At 61.1% G+C, this 21,458-nt stretch carries 14 protein-coding genes; 10 read left to right on the top strand and 4 right to left on the bottom strand.

All coding sequences use genetic code 11. The features are described from left to right. The first annotated feature begins 65 nt into the window (after nucleotides 1-65). The 6 genes from bamA to NO934_RS17980 all read left to right on the top strand — a co-directional run bounded on the left by bamA (nucleotide 66) and on the right by NO934_RS17980 (nucleotide 6,603). Nucleotides 66-2,273, top strand: coding sequence for an outer membrane protein assembly factor BamA (bamA, locus tag NO934_RS18005; protein ID WP_309161390.1), 2,208 nt, complete (start codon nucleotides 66-68; stop codon nucleotides 2,271-2,273). A gap of 69 nt (nucleotides 2,274-2,342) precedes the next feature. Beyond that, on the top strand, nucleotides 2,343-3,365 hold the full coding sequence (lpxD, locus tag NO934_RS18000) for a UDP-3-O-(3-hydroxymyristoyl)glucosamine N-acyltransferase (protein WP_309161389.1): 1,023 nt from the start codon (nucleotides 2,343-2,345) through the stop codon (nucleotides 3,363-3,365). Between the two features lie 47 nt (nucleotides 3,366-3,412). Further along, nucleotides 3,413-3,850 carry a 3-hydroxyacyl-ACP dehydratase FabZ gene (gene fabZ, locus NO934_RS17995; RefSeq protein WP_309163761.1) on the top strand — a complete coding sequence of 146 codons (438 nt, stop codon included), beginning with the start codon at nucleotides 3,413-3,415 and terminating at the stop codon, nucleotides 3,848-3,850. Next, entirely contained in the window at nucleotides 3,847-4,662 is an 816-nt protein-coding gene (gene lpxA / locus NO934_RS17990; protein ID WP_309161388.1) for an acyl-ACP--UDP-N-acetylglucosamine O-acyltransferase, read from the top strand. Before fabZ ends, lpxA begins: the two co-directional genes overlap by 4 nt. Beyond that, nucleotides 4,659-5,486, top strand: a complete 828-nt coding sequence (gene lpxI, locus NO934_RS17985) for a UDP-2,3-diacylglucosamine diphosphatase LpxI domain-containing protein (protein ID WP_309161387.1) — start codon at nucleotides 4,659-4,661, stop codon at nucleotides 5,484-5,486. Before lpxA ends, lpxI begins: the two co-directional genes overlap by 4 nt. Then, nucleotides 5,479-6,603, top strand: a complete 1,125-nt coding sequence (locus tag NO934_RS17980) for a lipid-A-disaccharide synthase (protein ID WP_309161386.1) — start codon at nucleotides 5,479-5,481, stop codon at nucleotides 6,601-6,603. The genes lpxI and NO934_RS17980 overlap by 8 nt, the downstream gene beginning before the upstream one ends. Nucleotides 6,604-6,703: 100 nt before the next feature. Here NO934_RS17980 and gltA read toward each other — a convergent pair whose 3' ends face one another. Both gltA and gltX read right to left on the bottom strand, forming a co-directional pair. Further along, nucleotides 6,704-7,993 carry a citrate synthase gene (gene gltA / locus NO934_RS17975; protein ID WP_309161385.1) on the bottom strand — a complete coding sequence of 430 codons (1,290 nt, stop codon included), beginning with the start codon at nucleotides 7,991-7,993 and terminating at the stop codon, nucleotides 6,704-6,706. 172 nt (nucleotides 7,994-8,165) lie between these two features. After that, the gene (gene gltX / locus NO934_RS17970) at nucleotides 8,166-9,596 is read right to left on the bottom strand and encodes a glutamate--tRNA ligase (RefSeq protein ID WP_309161384.1); all 1,431 of its coding nucleotides are present in this window, start codon (nucleotides 9,594-9,596) and stop codon (nucleotides 8,166-8,168) included. Between the two features lie 81 nt (nucleotides 9,597-9,677). Between gltX and NO934_RS17965 the strand changes: the two genes are divergently transcribed. Continuing rightward, nucleotides 9,678-11,810 (top strand): ComEC/Rec2 family competence protein, encoded by a 2,133-nt coding sequence (locus tag NO934_RS17965; protein WP_309161383.1) that lies wholly within the window; start codon nucleotides 9,678-9,680, stop codon nucleotides 11,808-11,810. Between the two features lie 51 nt (nucleotides 11,811-11,861). Here the strand turns inward: NO934_RS17965 and NO934_RS17960 are convergent, their stop codons facing one another. Further along, complete coding sequence (locus NO934_RS17960) at nucleotides 11,862-14,450, bottom strand: Rne/Rng family ribonuclease (RefSeq protein ID WP_309161382.1); 2,589 nt, start codon at nucleotides 14,448-14,450, stop codon at nucleotides 11,862-11,864. 589 nt (nucleotides 14,451-15,039) lie between these two features. On the opposite strand from NO934_RS17960, the gene NO934_RS17955 reads away from it, so the two are divergent. From NO934_RS17955 to prfB, 3 genes are all read left to right on the top strand, one after another. Continuing rightward, nucleotides 15,040-16,317: an N-acetylmuramoyl-L-alanine amidase gene (locus NO934_RS17955; RefSeq protein WP_309161381.1), complete on the top strand. Its 1,278-nt coding sequence runs from the start codon at nucleotides 15,040-15,042 to the stop codon at nucleotides 16,315-16,317. Between the two features lie 386 nt (nucleotides 16,318-16,703). Then, nucleotides 16,704-19,121 carry a penicillin-binding protein 1A gene (locus tag NO934_RS17950; protein WP_309161380.1) on the top strand — a complete coding sequence of 806 codons (2,418 nt, stop codon included), beginning with the start codon at nucleotides 16,704-16,706 and terminating at the stop codon, nucleotides 19,119-19,121. Between the two features lie 73 nt (nucleotides 19,122-19,194). Beyond that, nucleotides 19,195-20,311, top strand: a protein-coding gene (gene prfB / locus NO934_RS17945; RefSeq protein ID WP_309161379.1) for a peptide chain release factor 2 whose coding sequence is annotated in 2 segments (ribosomal slippage) — nucleotides 19,195-19,263 and nucleotides 19,265-20,311 — 1,116 coding nt in all. Because the reading frame shifts where the segments join, the coding sequence is not laid out codon by codon here. On the opposite strand, the gene NO934_RS17940 is transcribed toward prfB, so the two are convergent. After that, nucleotides 20,312-21,430: a M23 family metallopeptidase gene (locus NO934_RS17940; RefSeq protein ID WP_309161378.1), complete on the bottom strand. Its 1,119-nt coding sequence runs from the start codon at nucleotides 21,428-21,430 to the stop codon at nucleotides 20,312-20,314. Nucleotides 21,431-21,458: the final 28 nt, after the last annotated feature.

The raw sequence follows: 21,458 nt of genomic DNA, 5'->3' as shown, positions 1-21,458 counted from the left end.
GGTTAGCGAGTGTTGCACGAAAACATGCATAGCCATCTTTTGGCCGCAGAGCGTGGGGTTTCGCCTTGCTCGCGGATCAAAAACAGGTAAAACCTGTCGTCGGAGTATGGGGGAATCCATGTCTGGAGACGATTCCCGGCACAAGTCTCACAAGGCAAGCAAGAACAATCATGACCAAATCAGCCAAGCTTTTGCATAGCGTCCTCCTCGCCACGGCGCTCGTTTCAGTTGCGCCGTTTGCGGGGAGCGTGGCGCTGGCGCAGGCGCAGGTGGCCGAGGGAACTCAGGTCGCTGCGGTCGGGTTTGACGGCAATAGCCGCTTCAACGACAACCAGCTCACCGCGATGGTCGATGTTGCAATTCGCCGGGTCTATACCCAGTCGGGCATTGCTACTGACATCCAGACGATCCAGTCCGCCTATACCCAGGCTGGCTACTCCAACGTGACGGTGACCCATCGGGTCGAGCCGACCACGGACGGTCGCGTCCGCGTGTTCTTCGATGTCAATGAAGGCGATCGCGCGGGGATCGCTGCAATCAACTTCACTGGCAACAATTCGATCAGCTCCTCGGTGCTCGAGGGTGTCATTACCACCAAGGAAACGCACCTTCTGAGCTGGTTGTTCCGCGACGACGTCTATGCGGAAGACCGTCTTGCCCTCGATCGTGAACGCATTCGCCTCTATTACGCCAATCGCGGTTTCCCCGATGCGCGCGTGCTGTCGGCGGTTGCTCAGTTCGATGCCGAACGGAATGCCTATTACATCAACTTCACGGTTGATGAGGGGCAGCGCTACAATTTCGGCAACATTGCCATCGAGACCTCGATTCCTGGTCTTAATGCCGATGCGCTGCGCGGCAATATCTCGACTGGTAGCGGTAGCCGCTATTCGCTTTCGGACCTTTCAGAGAGCACTAGTGATCTGGCAATCGCCGCGACCAACCAGGGTTATCCGTTTGCCGAAGTGCGCCCGCGCATCAATCGCAACCCGGAAGCCGGAACCTTTGACGTGACCTATCTGGTCGATGAGGGGCCGCGCATCTATGTCGAGCGCATCAACATCACCGGTAATACCAAGACCCGTGACTACGTTATTCGCCGTGAGTTCGACTTTGCCGAAGGTGATCCGTTCAACCGCGCTCTGGTGACCCAGGGGCGTGCCGACATCGAGGCTCTCGGTTTCTTCCAATCGGTACAGGTGACTTCGGCTCCGGGCAGCGCGCCCGATCGCGTGGTTCTCAACGTGGCCGTGGTCGAAGGCAGCACCGGCAACTATGGTGTTGGCGCCGGTTACTCTACCCGCGACGGCATCTTTGGTGAAATCTCGCTCACTGAGCGCAATTTCCTCGGTCGCGGTCAGTATCTCCGCGCTGCCATCGGACGTTCGGAAAGCGGTGAAACCTACGATTTCAGCTTCACCGAGCCTCGTTTCATGGGGTTGCAGGTTTCGGCCGGCATCGATCTCTATCGCCGGGTGACCGACGAAGGAAACAACTTCACCTACGGTACGGCGACGACCGGTGGCCAGCTTCGCTTCGGCCTGCCCATCATTGAAGACCTCACGCTGACCACTCGCCTCGGCATCGAACAGGTGGAGTTTACCGACGACGAGAGTCCCTTGGCACCCGCCTACATTGGCGGCACACGTGACCGTCTCAATGTCGGCTACACGCTCACCTACGACACTCTGGACAACCAGCGCCGTCCGACCGAAGGCATGATCCTGTCCTTCTCCCAGGACTACACCACGCTCACCTCCGACTTCCTGACCACTGAAGTCCGGGCTCGCGTCTATTATCCGATCTGGGAAGAGATGGGTGTGGTCGCGAGCCTGCGCGGAACGGCCGGCACGGTCACCGACGTTGATGGCGGCGGCATCCACCCGACCGATGCCTTCCAGCTCGGCCCGGATCTTGTACGTGGTTATCGCTACGGTGGCATGGGTGCTCGCACCACTGCCAGCGACGATCCTGTCGGCATCCTTTCGTATGCTGGTCTTTCTGCCGAAGTCGACTTCCCGCTACCCTTCCTTCCGGAAAATTGGGGTCTGCGCGGCGCGGTCTGGGGTGACGCCGGCTGGATTGACGGTATCCCGGATACTGAAGGTGTGGAGACCACGGGCCTGGGCGGCGAATTCAAGTCGTCGGTCGGTGGCTCGCTGATCTGGGAATCGCCGCTAGGCCCGCTGCGTGGCGATTTCGCTCACGTCATCGACCCGAACGATCAGGACGAAACGCAGGTCTTCCAACTCACGCTGTCGACCCTGTTCTAATCGTCCAATTCATGGAAAAAGCTGAAACCGCGGCGTACCAAAGCCGCGGTTTCTTTTTCAGGCGGTCCAATGATCGACAAACGCTTTCATGAATGCACCGGGCCTGTCCGGCTGTCGAATCTGCTCACCTCTTCCGGTCACCACGATCTGGCGGCCACGCTTTCGGCCGATCCGCTAATCCAAGGCGCAAGCGATCTCTCGGACGCCGGCGCCGATGCCATCTCCTTTGCCGCAAGCAAAGCGTATTCCGATCAGCTCCCGACCAGCGGAGCCGGCGTCGTTCTGGTGACGGCGGATCTTGCGGAGGCCGTGGCGAAAGGTGCTCTCGCCGTCATTTGCGAGAATCCCTACGACGTCTTCGTCGACGTGCTCAATGTGCTGTACCCCAATGACAGCGCAGCGGTCATCCAGGCATCGATACGTTCCGAACCCGCGCCTCTTATCGAGCCGGGCGTTACGATCGGGGCGGGTGTGGCAATCGGGGCCGGCGCGCAGATCGGGTCAGGAACGGTTATCGGCGCGAACACGACGATCGGGGCAGGGGTGGCGATCGGGCGGAACTGCGTCATTGGCCCCAACGTATCGATCGAGTGCGCCTATCTGGGCAATGAGGTGGTTCTTCAACCCGGCGTGGTGATCGGAGCGGAAGGATTCGGTTTCCAGTTGCGGGCAGACCGGCACCGCAAGATTCCCCAGCTTGGGCGTGTTATCATTCAGGACCGCGTTGAGCTGGGTGCCAATACCACAGTCGATCGCGGCACGCTTGGGGATACTGTCATTGGCGAAGGTTCCAAGATCGACAATCTGGTTCAGATCGGCCACAACTGCCGCATTGGACGCAATTGCGTCATCTCGGGCATGTGCGGGCTAAGTGGCTCCACCATTCTCGAAGACGGCGTGGTGATGGGTGGCAATGTCGGAAGCGCCGGCCATCTGCGTATCGGCGCGAACTCGCGCATTCTCGCCCGGTCCGGCATAACCCACAGCTTTCCTGCCGGCTCCAATATTGCCGGAGCGCCGGCACAGGATGTAAGGATGTGGAAGCGCGAGGTCGCCGCGATCAGACGATTGACTAAAGGGGATAAGGTTTGAGTACGCTCAGTGAGGATACGGCCCGGCAGGCGGGCGAGCTCTCCAGAATGGAGATCGACGCGATTCTCAAGGCCCTGCCGCATCGCTATCCCTTCCTGATGATCGACCGCATCATCGATATCGATGGCGATGAGTCGGCGGTCGGCATCAAGAATGTGACGTACAATGAGCCGCAGTTCCTCGGCCATTTTCCGGGGGAACCGATCTTTCCTGGCGTTCTGATTATCGAAGGAATGGCCCAGACCGCGGGGGCGATTGTCATCAACCTCGAGAATCAGTCCGGTGCCCGGCACATCGTCTATCTGCTGACGATCGACGCGGTAAAATTCCGCAAGCCGGCCAAGCCCGGCGATCGCCTTGAATATCACATAAAAAAGATCCATCGGCGTAAGACTGTCGGCCGTTACGAAGCCAAGGCCATCGTGGATGGAACCGTGATTGCCGAGGCCGAAATTGGTGCGATGATCGTCAAGGAACAAGAGTGACCTCAAAAATCCATCCTACGGCCATCGTTAGCGAGAAGGCGACGCTGGGCGAAAACGTTTTGATCGGACCCTACTGTATCGTCGACGATGACGTGACGCTCGGAGACGGGGTCGAACTTGTTTCGCATGTGTCGATCGCTGGCCGGACAGCAATCGGCGCCCGCACCAAGATCTATCCGTTTTCCTCGATTGGCCACCCGCCTCAGGATCTCAAATTCGAAGGCGAGCCCAGCACCGTGACGATCGGTGAAGACTGCGTGCTTCGCGAATACGTCACCATCAATCCCGGCACCGCCGGCGGGGGAATGGAGACGCGTGTAGGCAATCATTGCCTGCTCATGGTCGGCGTGCACATTGCTCACGATTGCCGTGTGGGGAACTATGTGGTCATGGCCAACCAGGCCTCGCTGGCTGGTCATTGCGTGGTTGACGATTACGTCAGGTTCGGCGGCATTTGCGGCGTGCACCAGTTCGTCCGCATCGGGGCGCATGCCTTTGTGGGCGCCATGTCGTTCGTCGAGAACGACGTTATTCCGTATGGCTCCGTGCTCGGAAATCGCGCCTATCTCGGCGGGCTCAATCTCGTCGGTCTCAAGCGGCGCAAGTTCGACCGCGAATCCATCCATGCGCTCCGCGCCGCCTATCGAATGGTTTTCTCGAACGAAGGCACGCTGCGCGAACGCATCGAGGATGCCGCCGAAATTTTCAAGGGCGAGAAGCTCGTCGAGGACGTCATCAACTTTATCCGCAAGCCGTCCGAACGCGCGCTTTGCATGCCGCGCAATGGTAACGGCACGACAACCGAAGAATGAGCGCCCCTGGGCGGCTAGCGCTGGTTGCAGGCTCGGGAGACCTCGTGCCGCAGGCGATCGCCGCTGCTCGTGCCGCCGGCTGGGAGGTTCGCGTTCTGTCGCTGCATCCGCGTGCCGATCTTGCCGATGAAAACCCGTTCCCAATCAAGGTTTCGAGGCCCGATCAGGTCCTCCGCGAAATACGCAAGTTCAAAGCCACTCATGTTTGTGCCGTGGGCGGCATGCACATGTCGGACCGCGAACGCGAGACTTTCGCCGAGTTTGCCGGCGAGAAGGATGCGACGGCCAAGGGCGACAGCAGACTCTCGCAGCTCGGCGCGGCTCTCCTCAAGATTCTTGGACTCCCGTTCATCGGTGTGCATGAGATCGTATCCGATCTCCTGGCGCCCGCAGGGCAGATCGGTGCCGTGACCGCGTCTGATGAAATCGCTCGCACTGCCGAATTTGCTTTTGATGCTGCGCGAAAGGCAGGTGCCCTGGACCTGGGCCAGGCGCTGGTGGTGACCGGCGGCCGCATTGTCGCTACCGAGGACATTGGCGGCACTGACGAACTGCTACACCGCTGCCGGACCTACCGCGAGCGGGGTCTGATCGGGAACGGGCGAGGCCATATCGTGATGGCCAAAACGTCCAAGCCGGGACAGCCGCTGCACGTCGATCTGCCCGCCATCGGCGAGCGTACCATAGAATTGGCCCGCGAGGTAGGAATCGAGGCGATCGTCGTTGAAGCAGGGCGCACATTGTTGATCGGGCGCGCCGAGCTCGTCTCCGCTGCCGATGCCGCCGGTATAGCGCTCATCGGCCTCATGGCTTCCAATGACTAGCGTTTTCATTCTCGCCGGCGAAGCTTCGGGTGATCGCATTGGCGCGAACCTCATGGCCGGCCTTAAGAGCAGGCGTCCGGAGCTCGCCATTGCCGGCGTGGGCGGCGACGCCATGGAAGGCGAGGGGCTAACCTCGCTTTTTCCCATGGATGATCTTGCCGTCATGGGGTATCGCGACGTCATCGTCCGCCTGCCGCTCCTCCTCTGGCGCGCGAGGCAGGTGGCTTCCACTATCCTACGCCAGCGACCGGCGGCAGTCGTTTTTATCGATGCCCAGGTCTTTTCCAAGGTCGTGGCGCAATCGCTGCGCAGGCGCGGCTATCGCGGTTCGATCATTCTCTACGTCGCCCCCGCCGTCTGGGCCTGGGGTGCGGAGCGGGCCAAAAAATTGGCGGCGGTCTTCAACGAAGTTCTGTCCGTTCTGCCGTTCGAGCCCGAGGCGATGCGCCGGCTGGGAGGTCCGAAGACCGCCTATGTAGGCCATCCGGCGCTCAAGCAATACCCTATGCGTGCCTCGCAGCCCGCGTCTGGACCGGTTTTGCTGCTTCCTGGCAGCCGTTCTGGCGAGATCGCCCGGCATCTTCCCATGCTGGGTGCCGCCGCCGCGCAGCTTGCCGACCTTCCATCGGTTACCGGTTTCGCCATTCTTTCGACGCGCTCCCAAGCCGCGCGAATCCGCAGCGTCGTCAGCCGATGGCCGCTCTCCGTTTCCGTGCTCGTGACCCGCGAGGAGCGGCACGCGGCGTTGCACGAGGCGGTTGCCGCCATCGCCGCCAGCGGCACAGTCACCCTCGAACTTGCTCTTGCCGGTGTTCCACAAGTGCTCACTTATGTTGCGGAGGGCGCGCAAGTACGCATGTTCGAAAAAGCCACCACGCAATTTATCGGGCTGCCCAACATCATCGCGGATCGCCAGGTGATTCCAGAGGTTCTGTTCGCCCACAAGGGCGAGACCGATAAGCTCGTGGGTATTGCCAGATCGCTGATCGGCAACCCGGAAGCTCTGGCTAAGCAAGTTGCCAGCTTCCGCGAAATCCGCGCGGTCATGGAAAAAGGGGCACCCGAGGCGCCCCTTCAAGATCCCGTCGAAAAAATTCTCGGCTACCTGCCGGCTTAGAGCCGAGGATTTGATTGACTCAAATTCTCGGCTCTAAGCCTTTGTTTTGGCGCGTGTCCGAACCGCAAAACCGTTTCCACTTTTGCTGGACACGCTCTATCTAGCGCTGGGCGATATCCACGTAGTCGCGTGTCGTGGCACCATGATAGAGCTGGCGCGGACGACCGATCTTCTTCTGCGGATCGCCGATCATTTCCTTCCACTGTGCGATCCAGCCGACGGTGCGCGACAGTGCGAAAATGGCCGTGAACATCGAGGTCGGGAACCCGATGGCATCGAGAATGATGCCGGAATAGAAGTCCACATTGGGATAGAGCTTGCGCTCAACGAAATAGGGATCTTCGAGCGCGATCTTTTCGAGCTCCTGGGCCACCTGCAAGGTGGGGTTGTTTTCAACGCCCAACAGTTCGAGAACTTCGCGTGCCGATTCCTGCATCACCGCGGCGCGAGGATCATAATTCTTATAGACCCGATGACCGAAGCCCATCAGGCGGAATGGATCGTTCTTGTCCTTCGCGCGCTCGATGAACTCGGGAATGCGATCGACGGTACCGATTTCGCGCAGCATGTTGAGCGCGGCCTCGTTGGCGCCGCCATGGGCGGGACCCCAAAGGCAGGCAACGCCAGCCGCGATGCAGGCGAAGGGATTGGCGTCCGACGAGCCCGAAAGCCGCACGGTCGAAGTCGATGCATTCTGTTCGTGATCAGCATGAAGCGTGAAGATACGGTCCATCGCCTTGGCGACCACGGGATCGACCTTGTACTCCTCGGCCGGCACGGCAAAGCACATGTGCAGGAAGTTCGATGCGTAATCGAGATCGTTGCGCGGATAAACGAAGGGCTGTCCCACCGAATATTTATACGCCATGGCGGCAATGGTCGGCAGCTTGGCAACCATGCGGATCGAGGCGATCTCGCGCTGCATGGGGTCGGAAATATCGGTGGAGTCGTGATAGAACGCCGCCATCGCGCCAACCACGCCGGTGACGATCGCCATGGGGTGCGCGTCGCGCCGGAAGCCGCGGTAGAAATAGTGCATCTGCTCATGCACCATGGTGTGCCGTGTCACGCGGTTTTCGAAATCGGCCAGTTCCGCCTTGCTGGGGAGTTCCCCGTAAAGCAGCAGATAGCAGACTTCGATGTATGAGCTCTTGGCCGCCAATTGTTCGATCGGGTAGCCGCGATAGAGCAACTCGCCCTTGTCGCCATCGATATAGGTGATGGCGCTGTCGCAGGCTGCCGTCGAGGTGAAGCCCGGATCGTAGGTGAAAAGACCTGACTTGGCATAAAGCGACCGGATGTCGATCACGTCGGGTCCCACCGTGCCGCTGAGCACCGGGAACTCGTAGGTCTCATCGCCCAGAGTTAGCTTTGCCGTAGTTTCGCTCATGAAGTGCCTCCCGGTTCATCGGCTCAGCGCCGTGGCGAGCGGTAGGGCCCGTCCGATCTGAGCACGCACAACGACTTCGTAAAAAATGCCTCGCTTGGGTATCCGAATTTGCAGAGCCATGCAACTGCGTCATGGCTCTTGACGTATAGGTAAGCTGGCGATCAGGCGCCACTCAGGCGCCGGCACGTGCATGTGTTACGTCGGCCAGTCGTGCAAGGCTTTCGTCCCTGCCGATCAGGACCATCACCTCGAAGATGCCGGGCGAAATGGTGCGGCCCGTAAGCGCCGCGCGAAGCGGCTGCGCTACCTTACCGAGCTTCAGCCCCACGCCTTCAGCATAGGTCCGAACCGTGGAGTCGAGGCGTTCCACTGTCCATTCATCGAGCCCACCAAAGGCGTCGGTAAGCGCCGTGAGATGCTCCAGGCTGTCCCCCGTCAGCAACTGAGCGGCTTTTTCTTCGATCGGCAGCGGGCGTTCGGCGTAGATGAACTGGGCAAGATCGATCAACTCGAGCACTGTTTTAGCGCGCGGCTGCAGCTCCGGGATCGCGGCCAGCACTGTGTCCTTGTTCGAGACCAGTCCGGCGTAGTCGGCGTTCCGGCCGGTTTCGGACGCGGTATCGACCATGATGTCGTAGAGGCGGGACGGCTCGGCCGACCGGATATAGTGTCCGTTGAGATTGTCGAGTTTGACGAAGTCGAAGCGGGAAGGGCCCTTGTTGAGCGCTTCGAGCGAGAACCACTCCACCATCTGCTCGGTGGAAAAGATCTCGTCGTCTCCATGCGCCCAGCCCAGCCGCGCCAGATAGTTGCGCAGTGCTTCGGGGAGGTAGCCCATCTGACGATATGCTTCGACGCCCATGGCGCCATGCCGCTTGGAAAGCTTGGCGCCATCGGGGCCGTGGATCAGAGGGATATGCGCCATTTCGGGCACGTCCCAACCCATGGCCTGATAGATGACGATCTGCCGGGCGGCGTTGGTCAGGTGATCGTCGCCGCGGATGATGTGGGTGACGCCCATATCGTGATCGTCCACCACGACCGCATGCATATAGGTCGGCGTTCCGTCCGAGCGCAGGATGATGAAATCATCGAGATTTTCGGCTTTGAACACCACATCGCCCTGCACGTGGTCCTTGACCACGATGTCTCCGGACTGCGGCGCCTTGATACGGATGACCGGGTTGACGCCCTCGGGCGCTTCGGAGGGGGCGCGGTCGCGCCAGCGCCCGTCATAGCGCGGCGGCCGGCCTTCGGCGCGCGCCTTTTCACGCATCTCGGTGAGCTCTTCGGGCGTGCAATAGCATTTGTAGGCGTTGCCGGACTGCAGCAATTCGAGCGCCACCTGAGCGTGCCGGTCGGCGCGCGCGAACTGGCTGATCGGTTCACCATCCCAATCGAGCCCAAGCCAGCTCATACCATCGAGGATTGCCGCCACGGCCGCATCGGTCGAGCGTTCCCGATCGGTGTCCTCGATGCGCAGCAGCATGGTGCCTCCCATCTTCCGGGCGAAGGCCCAGTTGAAAAGAGCCGTGCGGGCGCCCCCGATGTGCAGGAAACCTGTGGGAGAAGGCGCAAAGCGCGTAACGACGGGTTTGGACATAAGGCTTACCGCTTGGAGATTTGTTGGCCCCGTGTGTACCATAGCATCCGCCGAGCGCAAGGGCGGGGGGTGTGCGCAACGATGGTTGACTTTCCGGTCGCCAGAAATTTCGACGGGCAGCGAGGCGTCGGCCCATCGGGCAAGCTCTTGCGGGTATCCGCGACCCTCATCGGCACCCTGGCAGACGCTGTCTCCGACGCTGCCACGCAAAGACGCAATCTGATCCTTTGGCCCTTTATGATGATCGCCGGGCTGATCGTCTATCGTCTCTTGCCGACTGAGCCAACGCTGTTGACCTTGAGTGTCACCATCTTCCTTGCCGCCGCCTGCGCCATCGTGGGACGCAATGATGCAAAGGTGCGCGAGCCGGCTCTGCTCGGCGTGTTGGCGGGGCTCGGAATGATGCTACTGCCCATCCATGGCGCACTGTTCGGCACATCGATGCTCGAGACCGCGCGGTACGGAACCTACACTGCCCGCGTAGACGCCGTGATCTTCGACGACGGCGAAAACCAACGCTGGGTTCTCTCGGACGTCGCTGCCTCAGGAGAATCCGAAGAGTGGATGGTGCCCGACGTCCGGTTGGCCCGCGTAAGCGTCCATGGTGACTATGCGGTTTCACCCGGTGATGTCATCGAAACGCGTATCCGCTTCTATCCCGTTCCGGCACCGGCGGTTCCTGGAGGATATGACGCTCAATTCGTGAGTTATTTCGATGGTATCGGCGCGTATGGTAATGTGTTGGGCGAGGTTTCCCTCACATCGGCGGAAGAAGCTGGATTGAGCCGGTTCATCAAGGATATTCGAGCAGCGATCACCGCCAGACTAGTCGCTCAGCTTGGCGATAGGATCGGCGGAATTGCAGCCGCGCTCATCACTGGCGACCAGAGCCGGATCAGCGAGGCGGACTATGACGTCATGGCCGAGGCCGGTATCGTGCATGTGATCTCGATCTCCGGCCTCCATTTGACCCTCGTGGCAGGGACGATGTTTGCCGCTATACGCTTCGTTCTTGCGCTCAGCCATCGCGTGCCGCAACTGTTGCCCGTCAAAAAGATCGCGGCTGGCTTCGGCATCGTTACGGCGCTGGCCTACATGCTGCTTTCCGGCATGGTCATTCCGGCGGTGCGTTCGACCATTATGCTGGCACTGGTTTTCGCAGCCATCATGGCCGGGCGCCAGGCACTGACCATGCGCAATGTCGCGATTGCCGCGTTGATCATCATCATCTTCGAGCCTTCAAGCGTATTCCGCGCGTCTTTCCAGCTCTCCTTTGCCGCGGTCGTTGCCCTGATCGCCGCTTATGAACTGGCACGCCGGCGGCGGGAAGAGCGTGAAGCGCCCGCCCGGGCCAAGCTGTTCCGACTGACCGTAGATGTGGCCATGACCAGCCTCGTCGCCGGATCGGCCACCGTGGTTTTCTCCGCCTATCATTTTCAGCAGACCGCGCCATTCGGCGTTCTCGGCAATCTCATGGTCACCCCGGTCGTAAGCCTGGCGATGATGCCATCGGCGCTGCTTGGGACATTGCTGATCCCTATCGGTCTGGATGGCCTGCCTTACGCAGTGCTCGGCTGGAGCATCGAAACGATGCTCTGGTGCGCTGGATTTGTCAGCGAAATGAGTGGCGGCTTCGATCCTAGTCCCATCCTGGCGCCCGCCGCCTTGGTTGTTACACTCGCCGGGCTGACTTGGCTTGCCTACTTCCGCGACAGAATGCGGCTGGCGGGGCCGTTATTGGTGGTCCCGATCATCGCCTTGTTCTGCATGGAACGGGCGCCGGACATCTTCATCGCCGATCAAAGCCAGGCGGTTGCAATACGTCACAATGACAGCGTGGCACTGATCGCCGGCCGCAACGGCACCTTCGCCACCAACATATGGTCCGAACGCTACATCACGCCGATCGCCGACGGGCACGAGGCCACCAGTTGCGACAGCTTGGGGTGTGTGCTCGAGACGGATCAGGGGTATTCCGTTGCGCTGGTCAACGCACGCTCGGCCTTCGACGAGGATTGCCGCGTCGCCGACATCGTGATCGCGCGCATGGACGCACCCGAAGCGTGCCGGGCCACCGCACGTCTCGTGATCGACGCAACCGATCTCGCCCGCCACGGCGCACATATGATCGATTGGAATGGGCCCGACGCCCTGCCGCGCCTGCGCACTGCCATCGATACTCCCCTCCGCCCATGGCGCCTGGGGATAGAATAGCGACTCCCAGGCCTCTGAAAAAAACGCCCCGCTAGGCGGGGCGTTTTCATTCTAACCAAGCCCGAGGCGGCGTTGCCACCAGCCGACCTTTTTAGGTTTTTCTTCTGTTGCCTCACTGGCAGAGGATACGACGATCTCGTCAGCCGGGACGACCTTCTTGCGGCGGCCGCGCGTCTCGGCTTCTTCTGCCGATTCCGCGGCAACGGCAGCGGTCTCCTGTTCGGCCGGCACCGGTGCGGGTGCTTCTACCGGCTGTTCGGCGGCGGCTTCGGCTTCAACCTTCTTTTTGCGTGGCGCGCGGGGCTTGCGGGCCGGCTTTTCGGGCGCGGCTTCGGCAGCAGCAGGTGCCTGCTCTGTGCTTTCGACGGCCTCTTGAGCCACAGCATCGGCGGACGCGTCAACCGCCTTGGCCTTGCGGGTGCGGCGGACCTTCTTGGGCTTTTCTTCCGACGCAGGTTGCTCAACGGGCGCTTCGGCGGCGGTGACCGTTTCCGGCGCGGCGTCGGGAGCGGGAAGGCTATCGGCCACGGCCGGCTCGCGTTCCTCTACGGCATTCATGGCCTCGGCATCGCCGCCTTCTTCCACGGCTTCGCCAAAGCCGCCCTCATTGGGGCGCTTGTTGCGGCGTCCACCACGGCGACCACGGCGACGGCGCTTGCGCGGCTGGTCGTCTTCGTCGGCAAAGACCGCTTCGCCGCGCGGCTCGTCCTCGGTATCACCGGATTCCGCATCGGGGGTGGCAAGCTCGGTCGCCTGGACGGCCCCGTTATCGCGACCGCCGCGGCGGCGACGGCGGCGACGCTTGTTGCGTCCGCCCTGGGTTTCTTGAGAGGCTTCGCGTTCGGACTCGGCTTCTTCGGTGGCCTCCTCCTCGACCTCGGGCTCGTCATAATCCTCGATCGAGGCTGCATCGGCGCGGATGTGCTGAACGGGCGCAGCGGCGACCGGAGCGCGGGTTTCACCGCGTTCGATGTTGAACTGGGAACCGACAAGGCCGCTCTGGGCAGAGATGGTGATCGAAAGGCCATACTTGGCTTCGAGCGCCGTCAGCGTATCGCGCTTTGTGTTGAGGATGTAAAGCGCGACTTCGGCCGGCATGTTGACGTTGATCGACTGACCGGGCTTGCGCAGCACGTGGTCTTCGATAGCGCGCATGATCATCAGCGCCAGAGAGGACACCGAACGGACCAGCCCCGTGCCCGCGCAGGTGGGGCAGGAATGGGTCGAGCTTTCCAACACGCCGAAGCGGATGCGCTGCCGGCTCATTTCCATGAGCCCGAAATGGGAGATGTGGCCGACCTGAATGCGGGCGCGGTCGTTCTTGAGGCAGTCCTTGAGCTTTTTCTCGACGGCCCGGTTATTGCGCCGCTCCTCCATATCGATGAAGTCGATGACGATGAGGCCGGCCAGGTCGCGCAGGCGGAGCTGGCGGGAAATTTCCTCGGCCGCTTCCAGGTTCGTCTGGAGAGCGGTGTCCTCGATATTGTGTTCCTTTGTAGCGCGGCCCGAGTTCACGTCGATCGAAACCAGCGCTTCGGTCGGGTTGATCACGATATAACCGCCCGAGGGCAGGGTTACCTGCGGATGGAACATGGAGTCGAGTTGCGACTCTATGTTGTAACGCGAGAAAATCGGCGCATCATCTTTATAAGCCTGCACATTCTTGGAGTGCGACGGCATGATCATGCGCATGAAGTCCTTGGCCTCGCGGTAACCGGCATCGCCGGCGACGAGGACTTCCGTGATGTCCTTGTTGTAAAGGTCGCGGATGGTGCGCTTGATGAGGCTGCCTTCCTCATAGACGAGGCAGGGGGCAGAGGATTCGAGCGTCAGGGTGCGCACGATCTCCCAAAGGCGCATGAGATATTCGAAGTCGCGCTTGACCTCGGCCTTGGTTCGCGAGGCACCTGCCGTGCGCAGAATGACACCCATGCCTTCGGGGACATCGAGATCGGTGGCAATTTCCTTGAGGCGCTTGCGGTCGGCGGCACTGGTGATCTTGCGCGAAATCCCACCGCCACGGGCGGTATTGGGCATCAGCACAGAATAGCGGCCGGCGAGGGAAAGATAGGTGGTGAGGGCTGCGCCCTTGTTGCCGCGCTCTTCCTTGACGACCTGGACGAGCAGCACCTGACGGCGCTTGATCACTTCCTGGATCTTGTATTTGCGCAGATTGCGGCGGGGACGCTCCTGCAGGTCTTCGAGCGCGTCGCCTTCACCGATCTGCTCGACCTTCTTGGTCTCGCGCGGCGCATCGAGGTCGTCGTCGCCGTTTTCTTCAGTGAGATCGTCTTCACCCTCGACAGCTTCGATCTCTTCCTCATCGGCAGCATCGACGTCTTCCTCGTGCGCTTCCTCTTCGGCGCGCATCAGGGCTTCGCGGTCGGCGACGGGGATTTGGTAGTAGTCGGGATGGATTTCGGAAAAAGCGAGGAAACCGTGGCGGTTGCCGCCATATTCGACAAAGGCGGCCTGGAGCGAGGGTTCGACCCGCGTCACCTTGGCGAGGTAGATATTGCCCCGCAATTGCCGCCGTTCGGCGGATTCGAAATCGAATTCCTCGAGCTTATTACCGTTGGTAACGACGATCCGTGTTTCTTCCGGGTGGGTGGCATCCACCAGCATTCTTTTCGTGGCCATAAAATAGAACTCCGCGCGCTCGCGCGCCGGACCCGGCCTGCCTTCTTGGCAAACCGCCGGCGCCATGCGAGGCGAATGACAGTATCGTTGAGACGCCGTTGGCGTCGGGGAGGTATGGGGGAGGGGTCAGGGAATGGGACAGCGGGCAGCGGCGCGCCGGAAAAGCGATCGTGCCGATTGCCGCAAACAAACCCATTCGACCTCGTCCTAGAGAGGCAGAGCCATTCCGGTTCTGCCATTCGGGTTACCAAAGCCGGCAAGCCCGATATTCGTAAATCGATGCAAGTCGCGCGTCACATGCCCGGCTAAGCCGGCTTGTCGCGCCGGAGGCGATATGGGCTTGGGCGCAGACTCTTTGGCACCGAGTTACAGTCCTTACGGGTGTTCCTGCAAATTGGCAATAGTCAATCGCCGGGCGACCCGATGCGTCGGATGTGGCGTTCGAGGTGGGAAAGTTCAAGCGCAGCACAGGCGATTGCCATGGCTTTGCCGCTCAAGATCGCCTTCTTGCAATCGCGAGGGGGGAAATCACGTCCTTGCCTAATTTGGCCGGAGAATCGCATAAGGTGCGCCCGAATTGGAGTTTTCGATGATCTTTCCTGCAGTGCGTGCAAGGCTGATTTTTCTCGCCCTGGTGTGTGTGTTCCTCAATGCGTCGTTGATCGCGGCGCAGGAGGTCACTCCTGCCGAGACGGCGGGCAATACGAACGCGGCAACGCCGCCTGCTCTGCTCGACTCCCGGGTCACGGCCACTCAGGACCGCGCACGGCTGGTACTGGACCTGACAACGCCCACCGAATTTGCCGTTCATACGGTTGCCGATCCGATGAGCGTGGTCGTGGAACTGCGGGCCCAGACCGGCGACGCCGAGGATACTAATCAACCGGCCGGAGACGGATTGATCACCAGCTATACCGTGGACACACCGGGCAGCCAGAGAGTCCGCGTCACGCTCTCGCTGGCCGGACCTGCTCAAGTGCAGCAATCTTACATTCTCGACGCCTTTGAGGATCAGCCGGCGCGGTTGGTGATCGATCTGGTGCCTGATACGGCGGAAAATTTCGCAGCAAATGTGCGCGACACGCAGGCTGAGGAGGCCGAAGTCGAAACGGCCCCGACGGAAACCGCGCTCGACGGTCGGCAGACGGCGCCCGGTGAGACCGCGACGGCGACCGACGCCGTGCGGCCGCTGGTGGTTATCGATCCAGGCCATGGCGGGGTGGATGGCGGCGCCAGGGCCACCAATGGCCTGGAGGAAAAGAATATCGTGCTGGCTTTCGCGCTCAAGCTACAAAACCTGCTGGTTGAAACTGGGCGGTTTGACGTGGCGCTGACACGCGATACCGATGCCTTTCTGACGCTTTCCGAGCGCGTCGCGCTCGCGCGACAGAACCAGGCCGACCTGTTTATTTCTCTGCATGCCGATTCCTTCGATCAGGCCGATGTGCGAGGGGCCTCGATCTATACGCGCGGCGATCTTGCGACCAGTGACCTGGATCGGGTGCTTGCCGAAAATGAGAATCGGGCCGATCTCGTGGCGGGGTTTTCTCCGCCCGAGGATGAGGGCGCCGTGGACGTTCTCGTCGATTTTCTCGCCCGCGAAACGCGGAGGCAGTCCTATCTGGCGGGGCAGGCGCTGATCGAACAGCTCGAGCCTTCCGTGCAACTGCGCCGTTTCCCGCTACGGCAAGCGGACTTTTTCGTTCTCAATTCTCCCGATATTCCGTCCGTCCTGATCGAACTCGGATTTCTTTCGAACTCGGACGACACGCAGAACCTTACGACCGATGCATGGCTGGATCGCGTGGCAGCCGCACTGGCGCGGGGCGTGGCTGTTTATTTCGACGGGCGGCGCACCGGGCAATGAGATAACTGCCGGTGCGAGAATTCCGGGGGTTCCGCTTCGGGAAACTTGAGGTATTCACTTGGACGGCACGAGAAATCGCCCGTTCCGTCTCCTTCGAGCCACTGGTTATGGCGTGTCACCACCGATCTGGTGTGGAGTGCTATCGTTCTTTCCGGGCAGGCGGATGGAAACACCGTTTTGATGGCAAGATCGGGGTTTATCCCCACGGACGGCGGGATTCTGTTGGAACCGTTGAGGATTTGATTGCTTAAAATCCTCGGTTCTAACTCCTTGTTATGTCGCGTGTCCGAACCGCAAAACCGTTTCCACTTTCGCTGGACACGCTTTAGAGTAGGAATCGCGGGGATCAGTGCGAAGCTTTGGGCACGAGCCCGCGTGGGAATTGGATGGTTCGACTTTTAAGCTGGTTGTTCGGTTTTGGCGTTTTCTGCGGCGTCATCGTTCTGGGCGCAGTTTCCTACTATGTTTGGTCCCTCAGCGAGGATCTGCCTGATTATACGGTGCTGATGGATTATCAGCCGCCGGTCACCACGCGCGTGCATGCGGCAGACGGGACGCTGCTGGCCGAATTCGCGCGCGAGCGCCGGCTGTTCCAGCCGGTAGAGACGATCCCGCCCATGGTGATCGAGGCGTTCCTGTCGGCCGAGGACAAGGATTTCTATTCCCATTTCGGGATCGACATCGCCGGCGTGTTCCGCGCGGCGCGGGATAATGTCATGCAGACGATCGATGGCGGGGCCGGCAGTCTTGTCGGGGCTTCGACCATCACCCAGCAGGTCGCCAAGAACTTCCTGCTCACCTCCGACCAGACATGGGATCGCAAGATCAAGGAGGCCATTCTTGCACTTCGCATCGAGAATGCAATGTCCAAGGACAAGATTCTCGAGCTCTACCTCAACGAGATCTATCTCGGGCTCAATTCCTATGGCGTGGCGGCGGCGGCACTCAACTATTTCGACAAGGGCCTCTATGAGCTAACCTATGCCGAAGCGGCCTATCTGGCTGCGCTCCCCAAGGGGCCGTCAAACTACCATCCGTTCCGGCAGCCTGAGGCGGCGATCGAGCGGCGGAACTGGGTGCTCGATCGCATGGCCGAGAACGGCTATGTCACGCTGGAGGAGGCGGAGGCCTATAAGGCCGAAAATCTCAACGTCATCCCGCGCCAGGGCGGCTCGCAGCTTTATTCGGCCGAATACTTCACCGAGGAGGTGCGGCGGCAGCTCGCTTCGATCTACGGCTTCGATACCCTCTATGGCGGGGGCATGTCGGTGCGCACCTCACTCGACCCACAAATGCAACTCCATGCGCGCAAGGCACTGATGGATGGGCTGATCGCATACGACCAGCGCCAGGGCTTCCATGCGGTCGAGGCGACCATTGAACTCGGCGAGGATTGGGGGCAGGCGCTGGCGGAGGTGCCGCCCCTCTCGGATGTGCCGGAATGGACGCTGGCCGTGGTGCTCGAGATGGAGAACAATTCCGCGCGCATCGGGTTGCGGCCGACGATCGACGTCGATGGCGGGGTCAGCCCCGATCGCGTGACGGGAACTCTGCCAGGATCGGCCGTGTCCTGGGTAAGCCGGCCCCTGAGCGAACTTTTGAACGTCGGCGACGTGGTCTATGTCGAGCCTGTAGCGGGCGAGGACGGTGTTTATACCTTGCGGCAGGTGCCCGAGGTTGGAGGAGCGCTGGTAGCCATGGATCCACGCACAGGGCGTGTTCTGGCCATGGTCGGCGGGTTCTCGTTTGCCGAGAGCGAGTTCAACCGCGCCACGCAGGCGATGCGCCAGCCGGGATCCTCATTCAAGCCTATCGTGTACGCGGCGGCGCTGGACAACGGATATACGCCGGCCTCGGTTATCCTCGATGCGCCGCTGTCGATCGCCAATGCCGACGGCACTTTCTGGGAGCCGGAAAACTATGCGCGCCAGTTCTATGGCCCGCAAACCTTGCGGCGCGGCATCGAATTGTCGCGCAACGTTATGACGGTGCGGCTGGCACAGGATCTGGGCATACCGATGATCGAGGAATATGCTCGGTTGTTCGGGGTTTATGACGAGATGCCGAACGTTTTGGCAATGGCGCTGGGTGCGGGGGAAACCACCGTGCTGCGCATGACGGCGGCGTATTCCACCATCGCCAATGGCGGGCGCAAGATAACCCCCACGCTGATCGACCGCATTCAGGATCGGTATGGCGAAACGATCTACCAGCACGATGAGCGGCTATGCGAAGGCTGTGAGCAGCCTGAATGGCGAGGACAGGGTATTCCCACGATCATTGATACCCGTCAGCAGGTGCTTGACCCGATGACGGCTTATCAAATCACGTCGATGATGGAAGGTGTCGTCCAGCGAGGGACCGGCACGGCCGTGCGTTCGGTGGGCCGGCCGGTGGCAGGCAAGACCGGCACGACCAACGACTACAAGGACGCCTGGTTCGTGGGCTTTACGCCCGAGCTCGCCGTCGGCGTCTACGTGGGCTACGACACACCGCGCAATATGGGTTCGAGCTATACGGGGGGCGAGCTGGCGGCGCCGATTTTCGCCGATTTCGTATCAGCCGCTCTGGAAGGTGTTCCGCCCACCCAGTTCCGCATGCCGCCGGGCATGCACACGGACTGGATCGATCCCGTCACGGGCGTGGGAATCGTCGCTGGAGGCTCGGGGGTCGAGGAAGCGTTCAAACCGGGGACGGGACCGAACCTCACGACCTCGGTGATCGGCATCAACTCCCAGGCCTTCGACAACATCCAGACCGGTGCGACTCAGCAGCCGGCGTTCAATCCCGGCGGGCTGTTCTGATCGGCCGGCAGCGGTTGATTGTGCCGGTCAATGCCGTTAAGTCACCCCTGAACTTGAATACGCGGAAAGAGATATGCGCGCAGACGTTCTCAAGACGGTCGACGAAATCAAGCAGGCCCTAAGCCTGCTGAGGAGGCATCTTTGACTGGGATACAGCCGAAAGACGCCTCGACGAACTGAATGCCCGTTCCGAATCGGGTGATCTCTGGAATGATCCCGACCAGGCCCGCAAAGTGATGAGCGAGCGCCAGGCGCTGGAAGTCGCCATCACGGACGTGCGGACACTTGAATCGGGTCTCAACGACAATATCGAACTGATCGAACTGGGCGAAGCCGAGGGCGATAGCGAGATCGTGGCCGAGGCCGAGCGTTCGCTGGTCGAGTTGCAGGGCACGGCGGCGCGCATGCGCGTGGAAACGCTGCTGTCGGGCGAAGCCGATTCCAACGACTGCTATCTGGAAGTCCATTCCGGAGCCGGTGGCACCGAGAGCCAGGACTGGGCGCAGATGCTGTTCCGCATGTATACGCGCTGGGCCGAGCGGCGGGGCTTCAAGGTCGAGACCATCGAATACAGCGCCGGAGAAGAAGCCGGGATCAAGGGCGCCACGATCCTGATCAAAGGCCATAATGCCTATGGCTGGCTCAAGACCGAAAGCGGTGTGCATCGGCTGGTGCGCATTTCTCCCTATGACAGCCAGGCGCGGCGCCATACGAGCTTCTCGAGCGTTTGGGTTTATCCGGTAATCGACGATTCGATCGATATCGAGGTCAACGAATCGGATGTGCGGATCGATACGTACCGTGCCTCGGGGGCGGGCGGGCAGCATGTCAACACCACCGATTCAGCCGTGCGCATCACGCACATCCCGACCGGCATTGTCGTGCAGTGCCAGAATGAGCGATCCCAGCATAAGAACCGGGCGCAGGCCTGGGACATGTTGCGGGCCCGGCTTTATGAGCTCGAGCTGCAAAAGCGCGAAGAGGCGGCCAATGCCGAGGCTGCATCCAAGACCGAAATCGGCTGGGGGCACCAGATCCGCTCCTATGTTCTGCAGCCCTACCAGTTGGTCAAGGATCTGCGCACGCAGGTTGAGAGCACCTCGCCGTCAGACGTGCTCGACGGCGATCTCGACCAGTTCATGGAAGCCTCGTTGGCTCAGAGGCTGGGCACGGATACCGAGGATGCCTGATTAGAGATATGCAGCCAGCGCCCGGCCAGCGGCGATGAAGCGGGTCGGGTCGATGGCGCTGCCACTCCGGCGGACTTCGAAGTGGAGGTGGGGGCCGGTCGAGCGGCCAGTGGAACCCGCAAGGCCGATGCGCTGGCCGCCTGTGACGGTCTGGCCAATAGCAACGGCGATCTGGCTTAAGTGGGCGTAGCGGGTGGCATAGCCATTGCCGTGGTCGATCTCCACCATATTGCCGTAGCCGCCATTGCCGCCGGCAAACTTCACGGTGCCGCTCGCGGCGGCGAGGACTGGCGTGCCGGTGCTGGCGCGGAAGTCTATGCCGGCGTGAAAGGCGGCGCGCTTGAGGAACGGATCGGTGCGGTTGCCGAAATTGGAGGTCACGGTTCCCGTGCCGGAAATGGGCGTCTGCACAGGAGCTTTCAGCAAGGCGTGTCGTGCGGATTGATAGCGGGCGAGGGCATCGGCGACGGCATTGGCTTCATCGATGATCGAAAGGCCTTCGCCCTGGGCGGGAATGAACGGACCGCCAACACCTTCTGCCGCCAGTTCCGGCTCGATGCCGACGCTCCGCAACCGGGTGAGAATGTCGTTGGCCGACAGCGTCGCAGCATCCGACAACGATACGAGCGCCATGCGGGTATCTTCCTGCATGGCGATCAGACTTTCGGCCAGCGCGGCCGTGTCGCCCGAAAGGGGCGGTGTGGGAGCAGTGACATCGGCCGTCGCAGCAGGGGCTTGGGCAATGCCCATTTCCCGCGCCATTTCGGTGAGGGCCCGGACATATTCATGCTGCTCGGACAATACCTCCTGCTGCTGGACCAGTTCGTGCATCTGCAGGTTCATATCGCCCATCTGCGCGTATTGGCGCGAATGCAGCCGGTCGACTTCCAGCCGCAGTTCGGTGATGCGCTGCTCGTAAGCAGCAAGCAGAGCCGAATTGTCATCGCGCATTAACGCGCTGACCTCAGGCGCGAAATAAAGAGCCAAGGCGGTCAGTGCATTAGACACGAGAAGAACAGTGACGATCCCCATGTAGAGGATGTAAGCGCCGATGCGGCGGCCAGATCGCACTCGGACCTGCTGCCGGCCCAGCGTAATGGACTGATCGCCCGCCTGCACTGATAGCCCCCAAAGACGCAAAACGCAC

The organism is Pelagibacterium sp. H642 (assembly GCF_031202855.1).
Classification (GTDB): Bacteria; Pseudomonadota; Alphaproteobacteria; order Rhizobiales; family Devosiaceae; genus Pelagibacterium.
The sequence above is the reverse complement of the archived record's forward strand: the minus strand, read 5'-3'. Positions and strand labels throughout refer to the sequence as shown.

What these genes read in the sequence shown, in the direction of transcription:
- lpxD (WP_309161389.1), top strand. Translation starts at nt 2,343, where the DNA reads ATGATCGACAAACGCTTTCATGAATGCACCGGGCCTGTCCGGCTGTCG.
- gltX (WP_309161384.1), bottom strand. Translation starts at nt 9,596, where the DNA reads ATGTCCAAACCCGTCGTTACGCGCTTTGCGCCTTCTCCCACAGGTTTC.
- NO934_RS17950 (WP_309161380.1), top strand. Translation starts at nt 16,704, where the DNA reads ATGGTTCGACTTTTAAGCTGGTTGTTCGGTTTTGGCGTTTTCTGCGGC.
- NO934_RS17965 (WP_309161383.1), top strand. Translation starts at nt 9,678, where the DNA reads ATGGTTGACTTTCCGGTCGCCAGAAATTTCGACGGGCAGCGAGGCGTC.
- NO934_RS17960 (WP_309161382.1), bottom strand. Translation starts at nt 14,450, where the DNA reads ATGGCCACGAAAAGAATGCTGGTGGATGCCACCCACCCGGAAGAAACA.
- NO934_RS17955 (WP_309161381.1), top strand. Translation starts at nt 15,040, where the DNA reads ATGATCTTTCCTGCAGTGCGTGCAAGGCTGATTTTTCTCGCCCTGGTG.
- lpxI (WP_309161387.1), top strand. Translation starts at nt 4,659, where the DNA reads ATGAGCGCCCCTGGGCGGCTAGCGCTGGTTGCAGGCTCGGGAGACCTC.
- NO934_RS17980 (WP_309161386.1), top strand. Translation starts at nt 5,479, where the DNA reads ATGACTAGCGTTTTCATTCTCGCCGGCGAAGCTTCGGGTGATCGCATT.
- fabZ (WP_309163761.1), top strand. Translation starts at nt 3,413, where the DNA reads ATGGAGATCGACGCGATTCTCAAGGCCCTGCCGCATCGCTATCCCTTC.
- gltA (WP_309161385.1), bottom strand. Translation starts at nt 7,993, where the DNA reads ATGAGCGAAACTACGGCAAAGCTAACTCTGGGCGATGAGACCTACGAG.